The organism is Corynebacterium sp. HMSC073B01, assembly GCF_001838255.1.
Taxonomy (GTDB): Bacteria; Actinomycetota; Actinomycetes; order Mycobacteriales; family Mycobacteriaceae; genus Corynebacterium; species Corynebacterium jeikeium_D.
Map to the genome: position 1 here is coordinate 29,203 of NZ_KV836150.1, position 23,220 is coordinate 52,422.

The following is a 23,220-nucleotide window of genomic DNA, read 5'->3' on the forward strand; positions in this document are numbered from 1 at the left end:
TCGCCCCAGGGCTACCCCTTAGCCTCAACCTCAGCCAGAATTTTCAGCGCCGGAGTCAAGGCACGCAGTGCACGCCCCCTGTGGCTAAAAGCGTCCTTGTCTTCGGCGCTCATTTGTGCCGCAGACAAGGCCCCCTCAGCTTCGTTGCCCTCCCCAACTGCGGGCGCGAACACCGGATCGTAGCCGAACCCATTGTCCCCAACAGGCTCGCGCAGAATGGCGCCAGGCCAGCGGCCCTCTACAACCAGCAGCAGATTACCGGCTTCATCGAGGACCGCTGGGAAACCGCCGTCGGCAAGCGCGGACGGCACCTCCTTGGCACCGGGGACGACCAACGCGCAGGCGGTACGGAAGGACGCCGTACGACGCTCATCTGGGCAGTCCCCCATCTGGGCGAGCAGCAGCTCGTAGTTAGCGACATCGTCGCCGTGAGTGCCCGACCAGCGCGCCGAGAGCACACCCGGCATGCCGTTTAGCTCATCGACGCTGAGCCCCGAATCGTCTGCCAAACACGCGTAGCCGGTGTGTTTCGCACCATCGAAAGCCTTGATGTAGGCGTTGTCCGCAAAAGTGCGACCGGTTTCGGGGCGCTCTGGGTACTCCGGGACGTCGCTAAGCGAAAGAAGTTCCACCGAATCAATACCCGCCGCACGCAGGATGCGGTCGAGCTCGACTAGTTTTTTAGAATTTCGGGTAGCGACGAGGAGCTTCACGGCAGCTCACCCGGGTACGGCGCACGCAGAACTTCCTGCTGCAGGGCAACGAGCTCACGCAGGCCCTTTTCCGCCGAGTCGAGCATGTCATTCAGCTGATCGCGGTCGAAGGTGCCTTCCTCGCCAGTGCCCTGGATTTCGACGAACTTGCCCTCTGCGGTCATCACCACGTTGAGGTCGACCTCAGCGCGAGAGTCCTCCTCGTAAGGCAGATCTAGACAGACACGGCCGTCAATAATGCCAACCGAAACAGCTGCGACTGGTGCCTTCAGCGGGGTGCCCGGAACAGCGCCCACTGCATGCAGGTAGGTCAGGGCATCAGCCAGCGCGACGTACGCACCGGTGATGGAAGCGGTTCGAGTACCACCATCCGCCTGCAGAACATCACAGTCGATGTTGATGGTGTTCTCACCGAGTTCCTTCAAGTCGATAGCAGCTCGCAAGGAGCGACCGATCAGACGGGAAATCTCGTGAGTGCGACCCTTGACCTTGCCGCGCATTGACTCGCGGGGCATGCGCTCGTGGGTAGAGGCCGGCAGCATGGAGTACTCAGCGGTCAACCAGCCCTCGCCGGAGTCACGCTTGAATCGTGGCACCGACTGTTCGACGGAAGCGGTGCACATTACACGCGTATTACCGAAAGTAACCAGCACAGAACCGGCCGGATTGTCGGTGAAGCCACGAGTGATGGTCACCTTGCGCATTTCATCAACCGCGCGTCCATCGGCACGGCGAAAATCGGAATTAGCTGTAGTCATGCCAACTACCCTACCGCCCGGCGCGAAAGCGGTGCGACAGCTGTACGGAAACCCGATAGTCGCTGAGACTAGCCGCCTAGCTCCATGCCCAGGTAGGCCAATTCAACGTCACCGGCAAAGGTACTCTTCGCAGCACGTAGTGCTTCTTCACCGTCGGCGTATGGCGGAATGTGAGTCAGCACCAACTTCTTAACCCCCGCCAGCGTCGCTGCCTTTCCGGCCTCGTAGCCCGTCAGGTGCATATCCGGTGGGGTGCCCTCTTCGTTGCTGCACCATGTGGCTTCACAAATGAAGATATCCGCATCCCGCGCCAGCTCCACCAGTTCATCGGTCCACGCAGTATCTCCGGTGTACGCAATGGTCAGACCATCTGCTTCAATGCGATATCCAACAGCTGGCACCGGGTGGACCATGTTATACGGCGTGACGACGGCGCCTCCGTCCGCTTCGCCCCCACCGACTAACAGTGGCTCACCTGGGTTACTCACAACCTGGTCAAAAGTGTCTTCCAGGTTGGCATCTTCTTCACTTCCCAGTGCTTTGCACATGGTGCCTATCCGGTCGTGAATGTCTCCGGGGCCAACCAGGAGATTCCGGGAACTCGCCGGGGCTGTCGGGTGGAAGCGACGCCAGACGAGCAGCCCTGGAATGTCTGCAGTGTGGTCTGGGTGCACATGAGTTAGTAACAAATCACAAGCTGCAGGATCAGAGATCTTCTGCAATTCGGCGAGGACACCGGGACCCAAATCAATGACAAAGGTTCGACCGTTATCCAGCTCAATGAGGTAGCCAGATGCTGGCGCCGATGGGCCACCCATGCTGCCTGTACATCCCAGAACCTTCAATCGCATACTTCAAGCTTGCCATGTAATTGATCAAAAACGAGCAAAAAACCAATGGAGTGTCTGGATTTAATAAGAAAGGTCACATTTGGGAATGCATAGTGACCTGGCTAATACCCGGCCCAAGGAAGCGCTTTGCCAGGGATGCAAAAACTTGCGGATCTCCAGTGGATTCGAATGTGCGCACAGGGTTCGGATTACTCTCCGGGTCAGCGAGCATGTCGGTCTTTGTGAGGATGCGCAGAACATCCTTCGACGTCTCCTCCGCCGACGACACTAGGGCGACGTCCTCCCCCATAGCCAGCTGAATCACACCAGACAGCAGCGGATAATGGGTGCAGCCCAGAACGAGGGTGTCTACACCATCGGCCTGCAATGGCGCGAGGTAGCCCTCCGCAAGTCCCAGAATCTGGCGACCAGAGGTGATTCCTCGCTCGACAAAGTCCACGAATCGCGGGCAGTCGACCGCAGAGACATCCACGCCAGGCACTGCATCAAAGAGATCTTGGTAGGCACGGGAGCGAATCGTGGCGGCGGTACCGATTACGCCGACTTTTCCATTCCTGGTAGTCGAGACCGCACGGCGCACAGCGGGCAGAATGACCTCGACTACTGGGACTGGGTAGCGCTCGCGGGCATCACGCAAAAATGCGGCCGAAGCCGTGTTGCAGGCAATGACAATCATCTTGCAGCCGCGTGCAACCAGTTCATCGGCAATCGCTTCCGCGTGCTGACGAACCTCGGCGATGCGCAACGGGCCGTAAGGGCCGTTGGCAGTATCGCCGATGTACATAATCGACTCGTGCGGCAGCTGATCCATGATGGCACGTGCCACTGTCAGCCCACCGACGCCGGAGTCGAAGATGCCAATCGGCGCTGTTCGGTCGGGGAAGCCGCTATCCTGCGCTGTCAGCTGATTGACTACCTGAGTTTCTGCTCCTGCTCCCACCGCTATCTGGACTCCTCATATCGTTGGTCAAACACCGAAGCTCCTATTCTAGGCCGATTCCGCCAGGAGCTGATGCCACGTACCTCGGGCTCTTAACCACGTGCACTCTTAGCCACGCGCACGACCACGCTTAAACATCACCGCAGCCCAGATGCCCGCAAGCCCGCCGAAGAGGTGCATCTGCCAACTAACAGCCATCTGTGTTGGCAGCACTCCCCAGATAAGACCCGAATACATCGATGCCAGAATTACGCCCAAAATAATCTGCATCACCCGACGATTCACGAAACCGCGTACCACCAAAAACGCCAGCCAGCCGTAAATCAGGCCGGACGCACCGATGTGGACGGTATTTACACCGCCGACCAGCCATGTCAGACCGCCACCAACGACCGTAATCAAGAGTGTGACCTGCCAAAATAGCCGCTTCGACGACATTGCAATCAAACCGGCGAACAACGCCCCGGGCAGAGAGTTCGCCACAATGTGCCCGTAATCTGCGTGCAGCAGCGGTGCGGTCAAAATTCCCCACAGCGTCGAGGTTTCGCGTGGGCGCACACCGAAGTTGTTCAGCGCCCCACCAAAGATGAATTCGTTGACAAGAAAGACCGTCCAGATAAGTGCCAGGTACCCAATAGCCGTACTGATGGCCGCCCCGAGCCCGCCGTCGCGATCCTGTGGAACAATCTGATTATTCCGCCGCGTCTGCACGGGACCGCCCATCGGGTACTGCGCATAGTTCTGGTAATTCTGCTGTTGTCCCGAGCTCCATTGCGGATTCATTGGCGAACTTCCTTCACTACTTGTCCAGCATCTCTGACAGCGCGGCTACTTCCGCGCGTCCCGTTGCACTCATCACGGCATCGACAATAGCCATCTGCACCGCATCGGCCGCCATCGCAGCCAACAGGGCCACCACATCCGAGCCCACGGGTTCAGCGTTTCCGCTATCCGCCGCCTCGGCCGAGCTGAGGGCAAACAGCGTGTCACCGTCCATCGGCGCATGGGCCGGCCGAATCGCTCGTGCCAGCCCATCATGACCGCACATCGCCAACCGCTTCAACTGCGCAGTTGTCACCGGCGCATTGGTTATCAACGTGCCAATCGTTGTGTTTCGCGTGCTTGCCGACGATTCCCCGTCGCCAGCCGCATCGGCGAGAATCTTGGTTCTACCGACGAAAACCTGGTCCAGCTGGGCCAATGCCTCCTTGCTGGCACCGGCAGCCGCCGGCATTCCGTAAAGGTGTCCCTCCGGGTCAATGACCGCACCAAAGGAGTTCACCACCATTGCGGCAGCCACAAAGTACTTACCATCGGCGGAGGTCACACGGGCTTGTCCAAAACCACCCTTGATTGCCCCAGCCATAGCGCCGACACCGGCACCTACTGTGCCGGAGGGAGTGTCCTCCGGGACGTCGTCAAGCGCGTGAGACAACGCCTCGCGCCCTAGCGCAGCGGTGGGCAGCGTCGGCTCCCCCAACAGCAAGTCGAAGATGACAGCACCGGGAACGATGGGCACGAGGATATCCGGACGAGTTGGGGTGACCTCAAAGCCAATGCCGCGGTCGCGCAGTTCACGCATAACTCCGTCGGCAGCTGCGAGGCCGTACGCGGAGCCGCCAGCCAAAACGACAGCGTGGGCGCGTTCGACCGTATTCTCCGGTGCGAGCAGGTCGGTCTCGCGGGTGCCCGGACCGCCGCCGCGGACATCGACAGCGCCGACAGCGCCGCCTGGAGCGGCGATGACGGTGACTCCGGTATCCCCCTCAGCAGCATGGCCGATGGAGATGCCGTCGATGGAGTCGAGACAGCCTGCGCCGATGTCGATGCTCGTGCCCAGCGCAGCACTGCTGGCTTGGTGTCGAATGTCGGTGGGGCTGATTGCGAAGATCTCAGAATTCATTGTCGACCACGGCACCTTTCACCACAGTTCATGGCAGCTAACCTCAGTTGATTACTGCATCTTTTCGGGGTTTTGCTCGGATTCGCTACTCACCCATGAGCTGGTCCAACAGTGACTCTTGGTTGTAGGACAGCCACTGGTACATCGCGTCGGTCTGCTCAATCTGTTCGATGGAGCCATTGAGGTTCTCCATGGAAACATGCAGGTAAATACGTAAGTCATTGATACCCGCTACCCAGGCATGGGCATCACTTTCCGAAATGGATACCTGCCCCGACTCGGCGGGCTCCAGGGCATCGATAATCGCACGCAGGGAATGGAGCTTGCTCTCTACAATCTCCGATTCATGCAGCTGGCGCATGAAAGCGTTTTCCCCCTCCACGCTCTCCTCACCCGGCTTGGTGAAGTCCGGCAACAGTCGCGCAAGCTTCGGATCGGATGGGGCTTCGGAGTGTCCGACAGGCATTCCCGTCATTTCCGCGAGCTCATCCTTCGGCGCCGACCGGGCTCGCTCCATCAGCGAGTCCGCCACAGTAGCAGCCAGATTCAGCAGCAAATCCCGCTCCGTGCCTTCAAAAGCCGTGACGTACTTGACGCCACCGCCGAGAAGGGATCGCTTGCGCTTCCAAGGACGCATGTAAATTCTCTCCCGCTGTCGAATATCGGCTTAGTCAGCCTGCTCCATTGTTGCCCACAAGCCTGCCTTGTGGAGCTTCTTCACATCGGCCTCCACCTTGTCACGCTCACCGGAAGACACGATTGCCTTGCCCTCCGTGTGAACCGTCATCATTAGCGCGTGCGCCTTCTTTCGGTCCATGCCGAAGAGCATCTGAAACACGTAGGTGACATAACTCATCGAATTAACCTGGTCATCCCACACAATGCACTGCCAGGGTCGGTTCGATTCCGTCACGACATCGGCATCCATAGTGGGCATCGGTGTTGCTGCTGGCATGCTCATAGGCACCAGGATAGTACGGAGTGGCGCGCGCTCGCCGGAACCGACTGCCCCGGCCCGCTTCAGCCGACTAGACTATTGACCGTGATTGATAAGCATTCCTCCACCGCCCTTCTCACCGATAAGTACGAGCTGACGATGCTGCAGGCATCGCTTGCCGACGGATCCGGCGAGCGCCAGGTCGCCTTCGAGGTGTTTGGCCGTCGCCTGCCGAATGAGCGTCGCTATGGCGTTGTCGCTGGTACAGCGCGTGTGTTGGATGCTATCCGCAACTTCCGCTTCACCGAGGAACAGCTGGCTTCGCTGGACTTCCTCGATGACAGGACGCTGGATTACCTGCGTAACTATTCCTTCAGTGGCCAAGTCGACGGCTACCGCGAGGGAGAGCTCTACTTCCCCGCCTCGCCCATTTTGACGGTGCGAGGCACCTTCGCCGAGTGCGTCATTTTGGAGACTGTTATTCTCTCCATTCTCAATGCGGACTCCGCCATCGCCTCGGCAGCAACCCGAATGGTCACGGCTGCCGGTGGGCGCCCGATTATTGAAATGGGTTCGCGTCGCACTCATGAAGAAGCAGCTGTGACTGCTGCCCGTGCCGCCTACCTGGCAGGTTTTAGCGCCACCTCCAACTTGGAGGCAGCGGCACGGTACAACATCCCAGCTTCCGGTACCGCTGCGCACGCGTGGACTCTGTTGCACACCAACCCAGATGGCACGACGAACGAGGCTGCGGCCTTCAAGGCTCAGATTGACACACTGGGAACCGACACCACTTTGTTGGTGGATACCTACGACATCACCGAGGGCGTCAATACGGCTATTGAGGTCGCGGGTCCGGAACTCGGCGGTGTACGTATTGACTCCGGCGACCTCGGAGTTCTCGCTCGCCAGGTGCGTCAGCAGCTCGACTCGCTGGGGGCGCACAACACCAACATCGTAGTGTCCTCTGACCTCGACGAGTTCGCCATTGCGGCGCTGAGGGCAGAGCCGGTCGATGTCTACGGCGTGGGCACCTCTGTAGTCACTGGCTCCGGCGCACCGACTGCGGGCCTGGTCTACAAGATGGTCGAAGTTGATGGGGTGCCCGTCGCCAAGCGCTCGTTGGACAAGCGAAGCCACGGTGGCGTGAAGGCGGCTATTCGTACCTGCCGTCGTTCCGGTACCGCCGTGGAGGAAATCGCTTTCCCGCTCGGCTCAGAAATCCCGGATGTGGGCAACCTGCACTACCGCGATCTGACCATTCCGATGATGCGCGATGGCGAGGTCGTCGATGGTCTACCGACCTTGGAGGAGTCCCGCGATCACTTGGTTAAAGCGCTGGTCAGCCTCCCGTGGGAGGGACTTGCACTTTCCCGTGACGAGCCGGTACTGTCCGTCCGTTTTCACGGCGTTTAGGCGGCGGGGGAACTGTGTCGGACAGTATCGGGCACGCAGATTTTGCTGAGCTATCGGACGACTTTGAGGACTTTGACGATGTTGACGAGCTAGCTTCACCGAGAGCCAGCGTCCATAACGCGGATAGCATCGAAGCTCTTCTCGATGCGGCAGTGAAGGGACTCGGCGGAACGACTCGACCGAATCAGGTCAAAATGTCCCGGTCGGTGGCCTCCGCCTTTGCGCGCGAGCGGCACCTAGCGGTACAGGCAGGCACCGGTACGGGTAAGTCGCTGGCCTACCTGGTGCCTGCCATTGTGCAAGCAATGGAGTCCGACGAGTCTGTAATCGTTTCCACGGCGACCATTGCGCTGCAACGCCAGCTGGTCGAACGCGACTTGCCGCGGCTAGTCAGTTCGCTAGAGCCACACTTGTCCCGCACGCCAACCTTCGCAATCCTCAAGGGCCGCTCGAACTACCTGTGCAAGTCCAAGGTCGGAAATGTCATCAAAGATCCCGTCATGGACGGTGATGAATCCGAGCAGGCCAGCTCAGGTGACGCCGTTGGCCCCACTGCCCTCCTCAGCGAAGCGCAGCTCAGCCGAACCGCTGCCGAGGTCATGCGGCTACGCGAGTGGGCCAATGACACCGACACCGGCGACCGCGACAGCCTGGACAAGGGCGTTTCCAACGAAGCCTGGCGGCAGGTCTCCGTCACGGCTCGCGAATGCGTCGGTGCCATTTCCTGCCCTTTCGGCGAGGAGTGTTTCGCCGAACAAGCCCGCCGCGAGGCCTCCAACGTTGACATCGTTGTCACCAATCACGCACTGTTGGCCATCGATGCGCTCTCCGACGCCATGATTTTGCCGCAGCACGACTGCGTTGTCATTGACGAGGCTCACGAGCTCGACGGTCGAATCACCTCTGTTGCCACCGACGAGCTCTCCCCTGCCGGTATCACCATGATGGCCCGGCGCGCCCGCAAATTCGGAGCCGCAGAGCAGGTGGATGATGTCACCGATGCCACGGATCTACTCGGCGAGACCGTCGCATTGCTTGCCGACGCCTACAGCGGCGCACTCGAAGAAATTCCCGGTGAGCTTGGAGCGGCGCTAGCTTCGCTCCGCGATAGCCTGTGGCAACTACAGACCACGCTAGGCACCTCTAGTTCAGGCAGCTCTGGCGGGTCGGGCTCCGGTGGTTCGAGTTCTGACTCTGACAACACTGAGCGCCAGACCGTCCGCGCTGCCGTGGAGAATATGCACGACACAGTCGTGCGAATTCTAGAGTTCAGTAGCGACGATGTCGTATGGCTTGGCGAGAACAAGACAGTTTATGTCGCTCCCCTGTCCATCGCAGCACTGCTTCGCGAACGCCTCTTCGGCGAATCCACCGTCGTTTTGACCTCAGCAACACTTGCTCTTGGCGGCAAGTTCGATGCCATGGCCGCCGCTTGGGGGCTTCCCTCCGGTGGGTGGGATGGCTTGGACGTCGGCACGCCCTTTGACCCGCAGAAATCTGGCATCCTCTACGTCGCACGCGACCTGCCACGACCTGGACGCGACGGCGCCACACCGGAGCAGTTCGCGATCATGGAGCGCCTCATCCGCGCCGCTGGTGGGCGAACGCTCGGGCTGTTTTCTTCTCGCCGAGGCGCCGAGGCAGCGGCGGAGGAAATGCGCAAGCGCCTGCCTTACGACGTGCTGTGCCAAGGCGATGACTCTATCGGTGCTCTGGTTGATCGCTTCGCAGCTAATCCGCAGACATGCTTGTTTGGCACGCTGACGCTGTGGCAAGGCGTCGATGTTCCTGGCCCATCGCTATCGTGTGTCATCATCGATCGCATCCCGTTCCCCCGCCCCGACGACCCGCTTTTGTCCGCGCGCTCCGATGCGGCTAATGCCGCTGGCCGAAACGGTTTTATGGAGGTCTCAGCGACACATGCAGCGCTGCTGATGGCGCAGGGTTCTGGTCGTCTGCTACGCCAAGTCGATGACCGCGGGGTTGTTGCGGTACTGGATTCACGGTTGGCTACTGCACGCTATGGTTCCTGGATTGCCGCGTCGATGCCTGACTTCTGGCGGACGACCAACCTGGATATTGCGGCTGGAGCGTTGCAGCGGCTGACCCAAAGCTGATTCAGAGGGGGCTGTCTGGGCTCACGAGGTGACGCTGGATTAGGCATAGTTTCTGGAAAAAATCCCACGCTTTTCTATCCAATACATTATTGTGATGTGAAACACAGCACTGCTACAGTGCCCGAGCTAATGAAGCAGGACACTTGGCAGCCGTGCACGAGATTAGAAAGGCGATTTCCTGCATGCCCCTTTCCAGCAACCTCCCCGACATCGACATCCCGGAGACCTCACTCTTTGAGTTCCTCTTCGGAGAAATTGAGCCACGTCACCAGGACAAGCTTGCAATCGTTGACTCAGGCTCCGAGGTCACCTTCGGTGATCTGAAGGCCAGCATTGAGAAGTTTGCGGGTGCGCTGGCAGCACGTGGGATTAAGAAGGGCGACGTTGTGGCTCTCCACTGCCCCAACTCGACAACCTTCGCGGTCGCTCTTCACGGTGTCCTACGCGCGGGGGCTGTCTGCACGACGGTCGCATCGCTGGCAACTGCGGAGGACATTGAAAACCAACTCCGGATGTCTGACGCGAAGATGATGCTAACGACCTCCTCAATCGGTTGGGCTGGCGCCCACGGCGCTGAGGCTGCTGGTCTGCCGGAAGAGATGATTATCGGCCTGACGGGTCTCCACGGCATGGGCGAGCTGCTTGCCGAGGGGCACGGCGCCCCGGACGTCGACGTATCACCCGATGACGTTGCCGTGATTCCGTTTTCCTCGGGAACCACCGGTGTACCGAAGGGCGTCCAGCTCACTCACCGCAACTTGGTGGCCAACGTCGCTCAGGCGGGTGGAGCTACAGTCAACGCGCTGACCGAGGACACCCCGGCTGTCACTATCCTGCCGTTTTTCCACATCTACGGCCTGACTGCGCTGCTGAATCTGTGCCTGTGGCGCCGCACGACGCAGTACACCATGGGCAAGTTCGACCTCGTCGATTTCCTGTCCATCATCGCCGAGCACAAGGTGAAGTTCGCGTTCATCGCACCACCTGTAGCTGTGGGCCTGGCCAAGCACCCAGCTGTCGATTCCTTTGACTTGTCCAGCCTGGAGACAATCTTCTCGGGTGCCGCTTCTCTCCAACTTGACCTCGCGGAACAGGTGGAAAAGCGCCTTGACTGCGTGGTCGCACAGGGCTTCGGCATGACCGAGTCCTCGCCAGCAGCCCACATCCGCATCGGCCACGATAGTCCGCTGGACTCGATCGGTCGCGCAGTCCCCAACACTCAGTACAAGATTGTCAACCTCGACTCCGACAGCTTTGAGGAAATCCCGGTTCCCGCCGAGGGGCGCTCGGAGGCAGGTGAGCTATGGATTCATGGTCCACAGGTGATGAAGGGCTACCTCAACAACCCGAAGGCGACGGCAGAGACGCTTGTCGACGGTTGGCTGCGTACCGGCGACGTTGCGGAACTCGACGAACACGGGAATGTGTACATCGTCGACCGCTTCAAGGAACTGATTAAGTACAAGGGCTACCAGGTTCCGCCGGCCGAGCTCGAGTCCCTGCTGCTCAGCCACCCGGATATTGCCGATGCCGCCTGCAGTGGTGTCGTTCGCTCCGACGGCGAGGAGATTCCTAAGGCTTACGTCGTCATCAAGGCGGGCGAGCAGGTGACTGAAGACGAGATTATGGACTACGTCGCCGACCGCGTCGCACCGTACAAGAAGGTGCGAGCAGTCGAGTTCATGGATGAAATCCCGAAGTCGGCGACGGGCAAGATTCTGCGCAAGGATCTCAAGGCCATGGAGGCAGCACGCGCTCAGTCGTGAGTTACTGCCCCAGGGGTCACCGCCACGGTGACTGAACCGGGAGCAATCTCGGTAAACCCGGCATCCTGAACCTCAACCGCGCGGAGCTCTGGCGCTGGCCACTGCTCCCGCGGTACTTCTTTCACATCTAACGCATAACCACTTTGCGCCCACGCCCAAGCGTCCTCGACCGACAGACTGGCCGCATAGAGCATTGAGCCGTGTCCAACTTGCGCGGCCACCTTTCCTACGGACATATTCAGGTTTTTGTCCACCCAAATCACTGGCGGAGCAAAGGTGTCAGCGCTCTCATGGTCGCCCGGGGCGCCGGGAGATGTGTTCTCCGGGTCGTCGTAAGGCAAATCGGTGCCGGAAATTTGTAGTTTGGCAATCTCCGGGTAGGTTTCGTCGACAGGAGTTGGCACTAGTGCGCGAGCTTGCGCGCCGTCGACGTCCACGGTGACACCCGGTGCAAGCTGAGCGCGTTGCCAGCCGATATTGCGAGCGCGACGTGTGAGCTTGCGGATGCGCGCACCGTACCAAGACGCCAGACCTTGTTGATAGGCAGAAGTGTCATCGCCTGCGCGTTCGTCCAGGCAACAAGCAACAACAGCCATCGCGGCAGCGCGGAGCAGCGCAGTGCGCGAGGGGCGTTCCTTCTTCGGAACCTCAAGCACAATAGCCATTGCCCACGGCACATCCTCGCCGTGGTCTTCCCTATCAGGTTGCGGCAGGAGATTATGGGCGATACGGAACCACTCCGGTACCGATGATGCGTCCGTGACAGCTGGATCCTTGTGATCCTCGCGTTGCACTACTGCTCCAACGGCACGCGGCGGAAGGTGCCATCTTCGCGGTCGGCATCGTCGATTTCATCGCGGGAAATGCCCAGCATGAACAGAATCGAGTCCATGAATGGAACGTTGACGGACGTGTCAGCGATTTCCTTCAGCGCCGGCTTGGCATTGAAAGCAATACCAAGGCCTGCGACCGACAACATATCGATGTCATTGGCCCCATCGCCGACCGCAACGGTCTGATGCATCTGAAGCCCCGACTCTGCGGCGAACGTCTTGAGGCTGCGGGCCTTCTCCTGCCTATCGACGACATCGCCGACCACGCGTCCAGTCAGCTTTCCGTCCTCGACCTCGAGGGTATTCGCCTTGTAAAAGTCCAGACCGAGATCCTTTGCCAGCGGCTCCAAGATCTGGATAAAGCCACCGGAGACAGCACCACACTTGTAACCGAGGCGCTTCAGCGTGCGGATCGTGGTGCGGGCGCCTGGAGTCAGCTCGATGGAGTTAGTGACTTCCTCTAGGACACTGACCGGCAGGCCAGCCAGAGCCTTAACTCGCTCATGCAGTGACTCGGCGAAGTCCAGCTCACCGCGCATAGCGCGCTCTGTAACCGCTGCAACCTCCGCCTCGCGACCAGCATGGGCGGCCAGCATCTCAATGACCTCACCGGTAATCAAGGTCGAGTCCACATCGAAACAAATCAAGCGCTTGGAGCGGCGTTGCAAACCAGCGCGTTCAATTGCGATGTCAATGTCCTGGTCCTGTGCAAGCTCGGCCAGTGCCTTACGCAGCGGAATGCCCGCACCCGGCTTCGGGTCCGGAATAGAGACCAGCAATTCCAGGCCAGTGACTGGGTAGTCAGCAATACCGCGAATGGAATCGATGTTTGCACCGTAATCAGCAAGAGTGCGGCCGATACGGGAAATATCCTCAGCGTTGACCGGATTGCCCAACACGACAAGTGCGTGGGTGGAGCCATCGCTGCGCTCAATCGGGGCATCCAGCTGGAAACTGACAGTCATGCCGTGAGGCTTCAGTGTTTCAATGAGTCCCTCACGGAGAACACCGACCTTTTCTTCTGTGACACCAACAAGCGCACCGAGGCTCAGATTAGAGCGGAACACCGACTGTTCCACATCCAAAATTTGAACTCCGTGGGCCGCGAGCACGCGGAAGAAAGCTGCGGAGACACCCGGGCGGTCTCGGCCAACAGCGGTAATAAGCACCGGAGCTAGTCCCGGTGCCAACGAAACCGATAGAGCATCGGTATCTACAGACTGACTGGGAGAGATAATTACCTGTTCATTCACCAATCCAGTATCGCATGAAGCCCCGGCAGAGTGCTCATCGCATAGTGGGATTCCGCACTTCAGTGGGTGGCCAGTGACAGGCGCTAGCCATCGCCCTGCTCTCTTGCCCTTCTGGCGCTCCCTGCCCCCCCCCTGCTCTCCCTGCGCTCTCTTACTGCCTCTTCCCTAGGAAAGACTCTCAAAGACAAGACTAAGGCCCCATCACGGAGAACCGTGATGGGGCCTTAGCTTCGCGTAGTTATTAACTCAGAGTTGCATCAGCCATGTAGCCACTAGCTCTTAGAGCTGACGACCAACGTGGGCCTCTGCGCGCTGACGCTCAACCATGTGCGGGTAGTGCAGCTCGAACGCCGGGCGCTCCGAGCGGATGCGCGGCATCGAGGTGAAGTTGTGGCGCGGCGGCGGGCAAGAAGTAGCCCACTCGAGGGAGTTACCGTAACCCCACGGGTCATCAACAGTGACGACCTCACCGTAGCGCCAGGACTTGAAGACGTTCCAGACAAACGGGATAACAGACAGACCCAGGATGAACGCACCAACGGTGGAGATCATGTTCAGGGTGGTGAAACCGTCAGTCTCGAGGTAGTCGGCGTAACGACGCGGCATACCCTCGTTACCCAGCCAGTGCTGGACCAGGAAGGTCAGGTTGAAGCCGATGAAGGTCAGCCAGAAGTGAACCTTTGCCAGCTTCTCGTCGAGCATACGACCAGTCATCTTCGGGAACCAGAAGTAAACGCCCGAGTAGGAAGCGAAGACCAGGGTACCGAACAGGGTGTAGTGGAAGTGCGCCACGACGAAGTAAGTATCAGAGACGTGGAAGTCCAGCGGTGGGGAAGCCAGCATAATACCGGTCAAACCACCGAACAGGAAGGTCACGATGAAGCCGAGAGCGAAAGTCATCGGAGCCTCGAAGGTCATGTGGCCACGCCACATGGTGCCCATCCAGTTGATGAACTTAACACCGGTCGGGACCGAAATCAGGAAGGTCATGAACGAGAAGAACGGAAGCAGAACGCCACCGGTCACGAACATGTGGTGTGCCCACACAGCCATGGACAGACCTGCAATAGACAGGGTTGCGAAGACCATACCTGCGTAGCCGAACAGCGGCTTACGGGAAAAGACCGGAACGACCTCGGTGATGATGCCCACGAACGGCAACAGCAGGACGTAGACCTCTGGGTGACCGAAGAACCAGAACAGGTGCTGCCACAGCATTGCGCCACCGTTTGCCGGGTCGTAAATGTGACCGCCCAGCTTACGGTCGTACAAAACACCAAGAGCAGCTGCAGTCAGAATCGGGAAGATCAGCAGAGCCAGGATCGAGGTAACCAGGATGTTCCAGGTGAAGATTGGCATACGGAACATGGTCATGCCTGGTGCACGGAGGCACAGGACAGTGGTGGTCATGTTAATGGCGGAAGCGATGGTACCGACACCACCAACACCGACACCGACAATCCACAGGTCAGAACCGACACCCGGAGAGTGAATCGGGTCAGACAGCGGGGAGTACATGGTCCAACCGAAGTCAGCAGCACCACCCGGGGTCAGGAAGCCCGACAGCATCAGAATGCCACCAATGGTGGTCAGCCAGAAGCCGAAAGCGTTCAGACGCGGGAAAGCCACGTCCGGAGCACCAATCTGAAGTGGCAGAATGTAGTTAGCAAAACCCCAAACAATCGGGGTACCGAACAGAAGCAGCATCACCGTGCCGTGCATGGTGAACATCTGGTTGAACTGCTCGTTAGAAAGGAACTGAAGTCCTGGGGCGAAGAGCTCAGCACGGATAAGCAGAGCCATCAGACCGCCGACAAAGAAGAACGAGAAGGACATAATGATGTACATGATGCCCAGCTTCTTGTGGTCGGTCGTGGTCAGCATTTCCCACGCCCAGCTGCCCTTACGCTCATGTCCGAACGGCTGCGGCCGTTCCGGCGCTACAACGCCATGATCTGGACGAGGCGCTACTGCAGTCATTCTTCCTCCTTACTACGCGAAGATTTCCTGTAACTCACTACAGGGATTTTAAGTTTTGTCCTTGTGAGAATAGTGCAGGCGAGTACGCGACGGCGAACCCACCTACCGCTATGTGCCAGATTCTAGTCTGAACCTTGGAAAAAGTTAAGGCTAAGGGATTTTCCGGCTCACTTCCCCACTCAGCTAAGCACACTATTAGTTTCCTGAGAATTGTCTTAACCTGGGCTAACGCCTATTTAGCAGGAACCGTCGAGGCTAGGACTACTACCCCCGTGTGTGTGCTGTCACCAGAGTGAGGCTCGATGCGGAATGTTCCCTACACCTGTGCTTTTAGAAGTCCCAGTCCTCATCCTCGGTTACTTCAGCCTTACCCATGACGTAGGAAGAGCCGGAACCCGAGAAGAAGTCGTGGTTTTCGTCAGCATTCGGCGACAGGGCCGACAGGATCGACGGCGAAACGCGAGTCTCGTCGGCCGGGAACATACCCTCGTAGCCCAAGTTGTTTAGAGCCTTGTTGCCGTTGTAACGCAGGAAACGCTTGACATCCTCGGTCCAACCGAGTTCGTCGTACATCTCTTCGGTGTACTGAATCTCGTTGTCGTAGAGATCAAACATGAGGTCGAAGGTGTAATCCTTCAGCTCGTCACGTTCGGCCTGGGTCAGACGCTCCAGGTTGCGCTGGTACTTGTAACCGATGTAGTAACCGTGAACTGCCTCATCACGAATGATTAGGCGAATAATGTCCGCGGTGTTAGTCAGCTTGGCGTGGCTGGACCAGTACATCGGCAGGTAGAAGCCCGAGTAGAACAGGAAGGACTCCAGCAAAGTGGAAGCGACCTTCTTCTTCTGCGGATTATCGCCCTCGTAGTAGTCGAGGATAATCTTGGCCTTCTTCTGCAGGTACTCGTTCTCCTCGCCCCAACGGAACGCATCCTGAATTTCAGGAGTCGACGCCAGCGTCTGGAAAATCGACGAGTAGCTCTTTGCGTGCACCGATTCCATGAAGGCGATATTGGTGTACACAGCTTCCTCGTGCGGAGTCAGCGCATCCGGGATGAGCGATACTGCACCAACCGTGCCCTGGATGGTGTCCAGCATGGTCAGACCAGTGAACACGCGCATCGTGGTGCGCTGCTCCAGTGCGTTGAGCGTATTCCAGCTCTTGATGTCATTCGACAGCGGCACCTTTTCCGGCAACCAGAAGTTACCGGTCAGACGATCCCAAACCTCGAGATCCTTGTCATCAGGAATCGTGTTCCAGTCAATAGCCGCAACTGGGCATGCACGCGACTCTGGATTCTTCTCACGGTGGGCCGGAGTCGAGGGTGGGCAATCATCGAAACTCACGTGGAAACCTCTCCCTTTTTCATTGATATTGCCGTTTTCCGAACACACCTTATATATAAGGAACGTCCTTCACTCTTTACGAGTTCAAACAGCGGCTGCAGCGGTGGCTATTCCAGCCTTGTCCCACTACAAAACGTCAGGCTCCCGATGAAAGGAGCCACTACCCTTAGCAGCTTACCCACACCCGCATTATTAAGCACGCGGCCTAGAAGAAATCGCCCCACTTGCCGAGTCTTGTTCCCGGTGCCCCTCCCCTAACCCCACGTCACACAAAGAACAAGGTGCTTGACGACGCAATGTCCGTCGTCAAGCACCAAGCGCAAGATGTTGCGCGAACCTAGGCGTGAACCTTCTCTCGGTTTTCCGCCGTGTCGTTGATGATGCGGTCGGAGATGACGTACACCAGCAAACCTACGACAGCCATGAGCGCGAGCAACCAAGCGATGGTAGCGGAGACCCCTTCTGCTTCAGACTGCGCGATGGAGAGGGTGCTGAAGAAGGCCGGTCGAGAATCAACAAGCATGGCCGTTAACGCGATGCCAACCGGTACGGCAATGTTGATCGTCAGATTGTAGAAACCGATTGCAACACCGGACTTGGCGGCAGGAATGTTCTGCAGTGCGGTCGCGACCAACGGCGCATACATGAGCGCGAACCCTGATGGGAACAGAATCATGGAGACGATAACCGTGGCAACACCGGCCCCCGGCAGCACTGCGGGGATGAGCAACGCCACGATGATGATGCTGATAGCCGCGACAATGGCCTGCTTCGAGGGCAGGAACTTGGCAACCTTGCCAGACATTACACCGACGATGACAGCGCAGAGGTAGCCCGGCGCGAGGATATAGGCAGCACCGTCGAGGTTGATGCCATAGAGCTCGTCGACCATATACGGCAACAGAATGGCCGAATACCCCAACTGGACCATGTAAACCACGAGCACAACAATCAGCGCGCAAACGTAGCGAGCATTGGTAAAGAACGACGGGCTGACCACGGCGTTGTCATGTGTCCGGATGTGCCAGACAAAGAGCGCGACGCCCAGCGCAGCGGCAACCAGCCACCACCATTGGAACTGCTGCATGAACAGCATCACCGCAGTGGCGATGACCGCGATGAGGAACAGGCCAAAGATATCCAGGTGACTCTTCTGCTGCTGCTCCTCCGGAACTGTCTTGATCAGGAACGGAATGGCAACTATCAGAATGAGCGAAATCAGGAACATAGCCGGCCAGGAAATGTAGGTAGCCACGATTCCCGAGGTCAACGTTCCAATCAGCAGCGCGGCTTGGAAGGCCGCGGTGGAAAAGCCGAGGTAGGTTTTCTGATCTTCTGGGCTTAGGTACTTGGTGACATAGATGACGTAGAGTGTCTCAGCCGCCGCCAGGCCGGCAGTTTGAATAATGCGGGCAGTAAGCACGATTGGCCATACTCCCTGGAAGAAATAACCCAGTAGAGAGCCCACGGCGACGAAGCCGATACCGACAATCATCAATTTGCGGATACTGATGCTGTCCGCCAATGCGGCGTACACCACCGCTCCAATGCCAATCAAGATACCGGCGAGTGTCGCCTGCAGACTGGCCGTGGAGACACTGAGGTCCAGAGATTCCGCAATCGGCTTGGTCATGAACTTAAAGCCATTGTCCAAGACCAAACAGAATACAAAGGAAAACAGCAAGACCGGGACTGCGGCCTTAGGGTTTGGCGCGGCAGCCTTGGACGCTGCGCTTTCACGGGGATTCACGTTCAAGCTGGTATTGCTGGCGGGATTGCTCATCGCACTGTACCTATTTCACACTTCAAGCCAATTGATTGCGGACCAGGACACTAGAGTCGAGCCAGCGGCAATGCCAGCTCCATCATCGTCGTGAAGGCCTTCTCACGTTCTTCCGGAGTGGTCTTTCCACCGGTGACGATGTTGTCCGACACAGTGAAGATTCCCATGGCCTCCACACCGGCCTCGGCGGCGGTGGCATAAAGGCCAGCAGATTCCATCTCCACCGCCAGCACACCCATGCGTGCCCAACGGTCGTTCACATCATCCTGGAAGTTGTAGAAAATATCGCTGGACAAGATGTTGCCGACGTGTGTAGTGATGCCCTGCTCGCGGGCACGATCGCGAACATCTTCAATCAGACGGAAAGATGCGGACGGGGCGAACGTTCCCGGCAAGTTGTACTGCGATAGAAAATTGGAGTCCGTCGATGCCGTCTGGCCGATAACCACGTCATACAGGTCCAGCTCCGGCTGCAACGCGCCGCAGGAACCGACGCGAATCAGCTTCTTGCAGCCGAAAACATGGATAAGTTCCCAGGAGTACAGCGAGATAGACGGAATGCCCATACCGGATCCCATGACGGACACTTCCTGCCCCTGGTAGGTGCCGGTAAAGCCCAACATGTTGCGAACTTTGTTGAACTGAACGACATCGTCCAAATAGGTCTCCGCAATGAACTTGGCACGCAGCGGGTCACCTGGCAACAAAATGGTTTCTGCAATCGGCGCACCCTTTGGGTTGATGTGTGGAGTGCTCTTACCAGTGGTATCGGACATGGCTTCCAGCCCCTTCCCCCACTAGCCGTGGGTGAAAATTATGCGAACATTGGTGTACCACTGCCCAGGTTAATTACCTGGATTACAACCGTCAATAGTGATATTTACATTTGTTCCCAATTGGGTGGAGTGACGAAAAAGGCGCGAGAATCTCCCGGCAAAACTCGGGGAAATTCTCGCGCCTTCAATGCGCTACAACTGAAGCACTAGATGCCTAGCCCTCAAGCACGCTTGCTTAAAGCATGCAGGATACGCAACCCTCGACCTCAGTACCCTCCAGCGCAACCTGACGCAGGCGGATGTAGTACAGAGTCTTAATACCCTTGCGCCATGCGTAAATCTGCGCACGGTTGAGGTCACGAGTGCTCACCGTGTCCTTGAAGAACAAGGTCAGCGACAGTCCCTGGTCAACATACTTGGTAGCGACCGCGTAAGTGTCAATGATCTTCTCGTAGCCGATTTCGTAGGCGTCCTGGAAGTACTCACGGTTGTCATTGTCCAAGTGCGGAGCCGGATAGTATACGCGACCGATCTTGCCCTCCTTGCGAATCTCAATCTGAGATGCAATCGGGTGAATCGACGAGGTCGAGTTGTTGATGTAGGAAATCGAACCGGTCGGCGGCACTGCCTGCAGGTTACGGTTGAACAGGCCGTACTCCATGACGTCGGCCTTCAGTTGCGCCCAGTCCTCAGCGTCCGGAATGTGCGCGGTGGAGTTCTCGAAGATCTCCTTGACGTGCTGAGTCTTCGGCTGGAACTCTGCCGGATCGAAGTTATCGAAGTACTTGCCGCTGGCGTAGTCAGAGTTCTCAAAGTTGACGAACTTCTGACCGCGCTCGCGAGCAATCTTGTTGGATGCGCGCAGGACTGCGTAGAGCACTGCTGCGAAGTAGGCGTTGGTGAAGTCCAGGCCCTCTTCCGAGCCGTACATAATCTTCTCGCGGCCAAGGTAGCCGTGCAGGTTCATCTGCCCCAGGCCGATGGCGTGAGATCCGTCGTTGCCCTTGCGAATCGATGGCACCGAGTCAATAGAAGTCTGCTCACTGACCGCAGTCAGGCCACGGATGGCAGTCTCGACAGTGCGACCAAAGTCCGGCGAGTCCATGGTCATCGCAATATTCAGCGAACCGAGGTTACAGGAAATGTCCTCACCCACGTGCTCGTAGGACAGGTCCGCATTGTAGGTCGACGGGGTGTTGACCTGCAGAATCTCCGAGCAGAGGTTCGACATGTTAATGCGGCCCTCAATCGGGTTCGCGCGGTTAACCGTGTCCTCGAACATGATGTACGGGTAGCCGGACTCAAACTGAATCTCAGCGATGGTCTGGAAGAACTGACGCGCGTTGATCTTCTGCTTACGAATACGCGGGTCCTCGACCATATCCGCGTAGTTCTCAGTGATATTAATGTCCGCGAACGGCTTACCGTAGACACGCTCGACATCGTACGGGCTGAAGAGGTACATGTCGTCGTTACGCTTGGCCAGCTCAAACGTGATGTCCGGAATGACAACGCCAAGCGACAGCGACTTGATGCGAATCTTCTCGTCCGCGTTCTCACGCTTGGTATCCAAGAAGCGCATGATGTCCGGGTGGTGCGCGTGCAGGTAGACAGCGCCAGCACCCTGACGAGCACCCAGCTGGTTAGCGTAGGAGAAGGAGTCCTCCAGCAGCTTCATAACCGGGATGACACCGGAAGACTGATTCTCGATGTGCTTAATCGGAGCACCCTGTTCACGCAGGTTGCTCAGCAGCAGCGCCACACCACCGCCGCGCTTGGACAGCTGCAGCGAGGAGTTAATGGCGCGACCAATGGACTCCATGTTGTCCTCGATACGCAGCAGGAAGCAGCTCACCGGCTCGCCGCGCTGGGCCTTACCGGAGTTGAGGAATGTAGGAGTAGCAGGCTGGAAACGTCCGGTGATGATCTCATCAACCAGGTGCTGCGCGAGCCCCAAGTCGCCGTCGGCAAGCGTGAGAGCAACCATGCAGACACGGTCTTCGTAGCGCTCCAAGTAACGCTTGCCGTCGAAGGTCTTCAGTGTGTACGAGGTGTAGTACTTGTAAGCACCCAGGAAAGTCTGAAAACGGAACTTGTGGGCGTAGGCCTGCTTAAACAGTGCCTTGACGTCCTCAAATTCGTACTTCTCCAGAACCTCGGCCTCGTAGTAATGGTTCTCTACCAGATAATCGAGCTTCTCCCGCAAGTTGTGGAAGAACACAGTGTTCTGATTGACATGCTGCAAGAAGAACTGCCGCGCAGCCATGCGGTCTTTATCGAACTGAATCTTGCCGTCTTCACCGTACAGATTCAGCAGCGCATTGAGCGCGTGGTAATCCAGCTTGTCCTCACCCACCGGCTCCGCGACCTGCTTGCCCATTTCCGACACGTTGACTCCTTTAATATTCATTTGCCTGCACAGGGTCTGTTCCAACACTGCCCAGAGCAATCCAATCTAGCTATTTTCCTCGCACACCGCTTTACGACGGCTTCCGCGAGCGTATCCATTCGGTTGTCCTCAGTGCCCCTTCCCTCGACACTGAGGCTTGCCAACTTAGGCGCTGGCTCTACCGTGGAAGAATTCCTCTAGCCCTTCTCGGACTCGCCGCACATCGTGGTCGGTTCCCATCAGCTCGAAGCGATATAGATATGGAACCTTGCACTTGTAGGAGATGACATCCCCTGCTTTACAGAAGTCCTCACCGAAGTTGAGATTGCCGGCAGCAATCACACCTCGGATGAAAGAGCGGTTGTGCTCATTATTAAGAAATTTGATGACCTGCGGAGGAACTGGCCTTGAGTTACCACCGCTGATGGAAACGCCACCACCATAAGTCGGACAAATGAGGACATAGGGCTCATCGACGATAAGCTCCGGCTCATTACGACGGATGGGAATGCGGGCATTTTTGATACCTAGCTTTTCAACAAACTTGTGTGTATTCCCCGTCGCCGAGGAGAAATACACCACCAGCATGAGAGCTTCACCCTTTACATCGCAAAACCCCCGCAATCTTCGCTTCCCGGGTGGTCAACGAAATCTGCGGAGAGGTGTGTGATTCTTACGCTGCCTGGAGAGCCTTGATGCGATCCGGACGGAAACCCGACCAGGTCTCAGTGCCAGTGTCAACGACCGGCGCCTGGAGGTGACCGAGAGCCATGACGTAGTCCCGAGCCTCATCGTCCATGGTGATGTCGACGATATCGTAGGCAATTCCAGCCTTATCGAGGGCACGAGTGGTAGCGCGGCACTGGACACATGCAGGCTTGCTGTAAACGGTAACCATGACTCTCACAAACTTTCTGGCTTTGGGTAAGACCAATGAATCGGATCGACTTCGTACAAACAACGGAAGCGGCCGAGGAATCAGCGGATTGGTTGAATGACCGAAAGCTCCCAGGGTTCATGAGAAACCGAGTACGGGTGGCAGACAGGTCCTTTTAGCTCTCCTTGGCTCGACATCGAAAACACTACACTTGGTGCCTAGAAAACTCTAGTCATACTAGATGTAGTACTCACAACCATGGTATTCCCTGTTCGGAGATCTCTGGCGCACAAGATGTTGTACACAGACGCACCACAACCTTGTAATTTCACGCTAAAAATTCTAGAAAATCGTAGAAAAACAACTATCGGTGGATTTTGGTTAAACCAATTACTGCATGACGCCCCGCAGCCGACCGCACCGATTCCAGGCGCCGCAGTGTCCCCGCCCTGCCTTTGTCCCTCCCCTACCCAACTTCGGATTCCGCAGCGATCTCAAAAATCGCGGGCTGCACATATGAACACGGGCTGCACATATGAAACTGTGCGAGTTTATGACACTTTCAAGCCGGTAGGTTCAGG

The 23,220-nt window shown here is 57.8% G+C and carries 20 protein-coding genes; 3 read left to right on the forward strand and 17 right to left on the reverse strand.

Annotated elements, in window-relative coordinates:
- Positions 1-11 precede the first annotated feature (11 nt).
- The 8 genes from HMPREF2849_RS04340 to clpS form a co-directional block, all read right to left on the reverse strand.
- A complete protein-coding gene (locus tag HMPREF2849_RS04340) occupies positions 12-713 on the reverse strand; it encodes a non-canonical purine NTP pyrophosphatase (RefSeq protein ID WP_049172870.1) in 702 nt (233 codons plus the stop codon).
- Positions 710-1,471, reverse strand: a complete 762-nt coding sequence (gene rph / locus HMPREF2849_RS04345) for a ribonuclease PH (RefSeq protein ID WP_016422266.1) — start codon at positions 1,469-1,471, stop codon at positions 710-712. The genes HMPREF2849_RS04340 and rph overlap by 4 nt, the downstream gene beginning before the upstream one ends.
- Before the next feature lie 68 nt (positions 1,472-1,539).
- Positions 1,540-2,322 carry an MBL fold metallo-hydrolase gene (locus HMPREF2849_RS04350; RefSeq protein ID WP_070549691.1) on the reverse strand — a complete coding sequence of 261 codons (783 nt, stop codon included), beginning with the start codon at positions 2,320-2,322 and terminating at the stop codon, positions 1,540-1,542.
- A 73-nt stretch (positions 2,323-2,395) separates the two neighbouring features.
- On the reverse strand, positions 2,396-3,262 hold the full coding sequence (murI, locus tag HMPREF2849_RS04355; RefSeq protein WP_370551064.1) for a glutamate racemase: 867 nt from the start codon (positions 3,260-3,262) through the stop codon (positions 2,396-2,398).
- 108 nt (positions 3,263-3,370) lie between these two features.
- On the reverse strand, positions 3,371-4,045 hold the full coding sequence (locus HMPREF2849_RS04360; RefSeq protein WP_016422263.1) for a rhomboid family intramembrane serine protease: 675 nt from the start codon (positions 4,043-4,045) through the stop codon (positions 3,371-3,373).
- A gap of 16 nt (positions 4,046-4,061) precedes the next feature.
- Positions 4,062-5,165 carry a P1 family peptidase gene (locus HMPREF2849_RS04365; protein ID WP_070601156.1) on the reverse strand — a complete coding sequence of 368 codons (1,104 nt, stop codon included), beginning with the start codon at positions 5,163-5,165 and terminating at the stop codon, positions 4,062-4,064.
- An 85-nt stretch (positions 5,166-5,250) separates the two neighbouring features.
- Positions 5,251-5,802 (reverse strand): DUF2017 domain-containing protein, encoded by a 552-nt coding sequence (locus HMPREF2849_RS04370; protein WP_070546264.1) that lies wholly within the window; start codon positions 5,800-5,802, stop codon positions 5,251-5,253.
- 30 nt (positions 5,803-5,832) lie between these two features.
- Positions 5,833-6,126 carry an ATP-dependent Clp protease adapter ClpS gene (gene clpS, locus HMPREF2849_RS04375; RefSeq protein WP_005511165.1) on the reverse strand — a complete coding sequence of 98 codons (294 nt, stop codon included), beginning with the start codon at positions 6,124-6,126 and terminating at the stop codon, positions 5,833-5,835.
- 81 nt (positions 6,127-6,207) lie between these two features.
- Here clpS and HMPREF2849_RS04380 point away from each other — a divergent pair, with 81 nt between their 5' ends.
- The 3 genes from HMPREF2849_RS04380 to HMPREF2849_RS04390 all read left to right on the forward strand — a co-directional run bounded on the left by HMPREF2849_RS04380 (position 6,208) and on the right by HMPREF2849_RS04390 (position 11,401).
- The gene (locus HMPREF2849_RS04380) at positions 6,208-7,518 is read left to right on the forward strand and encodes a nicotinate phosphoribosyltransferase (protein ID WP_016422259.1); all 1,311 of its coding nucleotides are present in this window, start codon (positions 6,208-6,210) and stop codon (positions 7,516-7,518) included.
- A gap of 128 nt (positions 7,519-7,646) precedes the next feature.
- Positions 7,647-9,635: an ATP-dependent DNA helicase gene (locus tag HMPREF2849_RS04385; RefSeq protein ID WP_172954634.1), complete on the forward strand. Its 1,989-nt coding sequence runs from the start codon at positions 7,647-7,649 to the stop codon at positions 9,633-9,635.
- A 182-nt stretch (positions 9,636-9,817) separates the two neighbouring features.
- Positions 9,818-11,401 carry an AMP-binding protein gene (locus HMPREF2849_RS04390; RefSeq protein ID WP_070862639.1) on the forward strand — a complete coding sequence of 528 codons (1,584 nt, stop codon included), beginning with the start codon at positions 9,818-9,820 and terminating at the stop codon, positions 11,399-11,401.
- On the opposite strand, the gene HMPREF2849_RS04395 is transcribed toward HMPREF2849_RS04390, so the two are convergent.
- The 9 genes from HMPREF2849_RS04395 to nrdH form a co-directional block, all read right to left on the reverse strand.
- Positions 11,392-12,195 carry an aminoacyl-tRNA hydrolase gene (locus tag HMPREF2849_RS04395; RefSeq protein WP_048732996.1) on the reverse strand — a complete coding sequence of 268 codons (804 nt, stop codon included), beginning with the start codon at positions 12,193-12,195 and terminating at the stop codon, positions 11,392-11,394. The two genes, HMPREF2849_RS04390 and HMPREF2849_RS04395, sit on opposite strands and share 10 nt — an antisense overlap.
- Positions 12,195-13,487 carry a phosphoserine phosphatase SerB gene (gene serB / locus HMPREF2849_RS04400; RefSeq protein ID WP_049193346.1) on the reverse strand — a complete coding sequence of 431 codons (1,293 nt, stop codon included), beginning with the start codon at positions 13,485-13,487 and terminating at the stop codon, positions 12,195-12,197. Before serB ends, HMPREF2849_RS04395 begins: the two co-directional genes overlap by 1 nt.
- A gap of 279 nt (positions 13,488-13,766) precedes the next feature.
- Positions 13,767-15,467 (reverse strand): aa3-type cytochrome oxidase subunit I, encoded by a 1,701-nt coding sequence (ctaD, locus tag HMPREF2849_RS04405; RefSeq protein WP_005511131.1) that lies wholly within the window; start codon positions 15,465-15,467, stop codon positions 13,767-13,769.
- Between the two features lie 330 nt (positions 15,468-15,797).
- Positions 15,798-16,814 carry a class 1b ribonucleoside-diphosphate reductase subunit beta gene (nrdF, locus tag HMPREF2849_RS04410; RefSeq protein ID WP_016422253.1) on the reverse strand — a complete coding sequence of 339 codons (1,017 nt, stop codon included), beginning with the start codon at positions 16,812-16,814 and terminating at the stop codon, positions 15,798-15,800.
- 337 nt (positions 16,815-17,151) lie between these two features.
- Positions 17,152-18,597, reverse strand: a complete 1,446-nt coding sequence (locus HMPREF2849_RS04415) for an MFS transporter (RefSeq protein WP_016422252.1) — start codon at positions 18,595-18,597, stop codon at positions 17,152-17,154.
- 50 nt (positions 18,598-18,647) lie between these two features.
- Positions 18,648-19,373 carry a purine-nucleoside phosphorylase gene (deoD, locus tag HMPREF2849_RS04420; RefSeq protein ID WP_016422251.1) on the reverse strand — a complete coding sequence of 242 codons (726 nt, stop codon included), beginning with the start codon at positions 19,371-19,373 and terminating at the stop codon, positions 18,648-18,650.
- Positions 19,374-19,608: 235 nt separating this feature from the next.
- On the reverse strand, positions 19,609-21,753 hold the full coding sequence (nrdE, locus tag HMPREF2849_RS04425) for a class 1b ribonucleoside-diphosphate reductase subunit alpha (RefSeq protein WP_187400023.1): 2,145 nt from the start codon (positions 21,751-21,753) through the stop codon (positions 19,609-19,611).
- 174 nt (positions 21,754-21,927) lie between these two features.
- Positions 21,928-22,350, reverse strand: coding sequence for a class Ib ribonucleoside-diphosphate reductase assembly flavoprotein NrdI (gene nrdI / locus HMPREF2849_RS04430; protein ID WP_049181994.1), 423 nt, complete (start codon positions 22,348-22,350; stop codon positions 21,928-21,930).
- 85 nt (positions 22,351-22,435) lie between these two features.
- On the reverse strand, positions 22,436-22,660 hold the full coding sequence (gene nrdH / locus HMPREF2849_RS04435; RefSeq protein ID WP_005511161.1) for a glutaredoxin-like protein NrdH: 225 nt from the start codon (positions 22,658-22,660) through the stop codon (positions 22,436-22,438).
- Between the last annotated feature and the right edge of the window lie 560 nt (positions 22,661-23,220).

Excerpts from the sequence above, each read along its gene's own strand:
- rph (WP_016422266.1), bottom strand. The coding sequence starts at position 1,471 with ATGACTACAGCTAATTCCGATTTTCGCCGTGCCGATGGACGCGCGGTT.
- HMPREF2849_RS04350 (WP_070549691.1), bottom strand. The coding sequence starts at position 2,322 with ATGCGATTGAAGGTTCTGGGATGTACAGGCAGCATGGGTGGCCCATCG.
- HMPREF2849_RS04360 (WP_016422263.1), bottom strand. The coding sequence starts at position 4,045 with ATGAATCCGCAATGGAGCTCGGGACAACAGCAGAATTACCAGAACTAT.
- HMPREF2849_RS04365 (WP_070601156.1), bottom strand. The coding sequence starts at position 5,165 with ATGAATTCTGAGATCTTCGCAATCAGCCCCACCGACATTCGACACCAA.
- HMPREF2849_RS04370 (WP_070546264.1), bottom strand. The coding sequence starts at position 5,802 with ATGCGTCCTTGGAAGCGCAAGCGATCCCTTCTCGGCGGTGGCGTCAAG.
- clpS (WP_005511165.1), bottom strand. The coding sequence starts at position 6,126 with ATGAGCATGCCAGCAGCAACACCGATGCCCACTATGGATGCCGATGTC.
- HMPREF2849_RS04390 (WP_070862639.1), top strand. The coding sequence starts at position 9,818 with ATGCCCCTTTCCAGCAACCTCCCCGACATCGACATCCCGGAGACCTCA.
- ctaD (WP_005511131.1), bottom strand. The coding sequence starts at position 15,467 with ATGACTGCAGTAGCGCCTCGTCCAGATCATGGCGTTGTAGCGCCGGAA.
- HMPREF2849_RS04415 (WP_016422252.1), bottom strand. The coding sequence starts at position 18,597 with ATGAGCAATCCCGCCAGCAATACCAGCTTGAACGTGAATCCCCGTGAA.
- deoD (WP_016422251.1), bottom strand. The coding sequence starts at position 19,373 with ATGTCCGATACCACTGGTAAGAGCACTCCACACATCAACCCAAAGGGT.
- nrdE (WP_187400023.1), bottom strand. The coding sequence starts at position 21,753 with ATGGGCAAGCAGGTCGCGGAGCCGGTGGGTGAGGACAAGCTGGATTAC.
- nrdI (WP_049181994.1), bottom strand. The coding sequence starts at position 22,350 with ATGCTGGTGGTGTATTTCTCCTCGGCGACGGGGAATACACACAAGTTT.
- nrdH (WP_005511161.1), bottom strand. The coding sequence starts at position 22,660 with ATGGTTACCGTTTACAGCAAGCCTGCATGTGTCCAGTGCCGCGCTACC.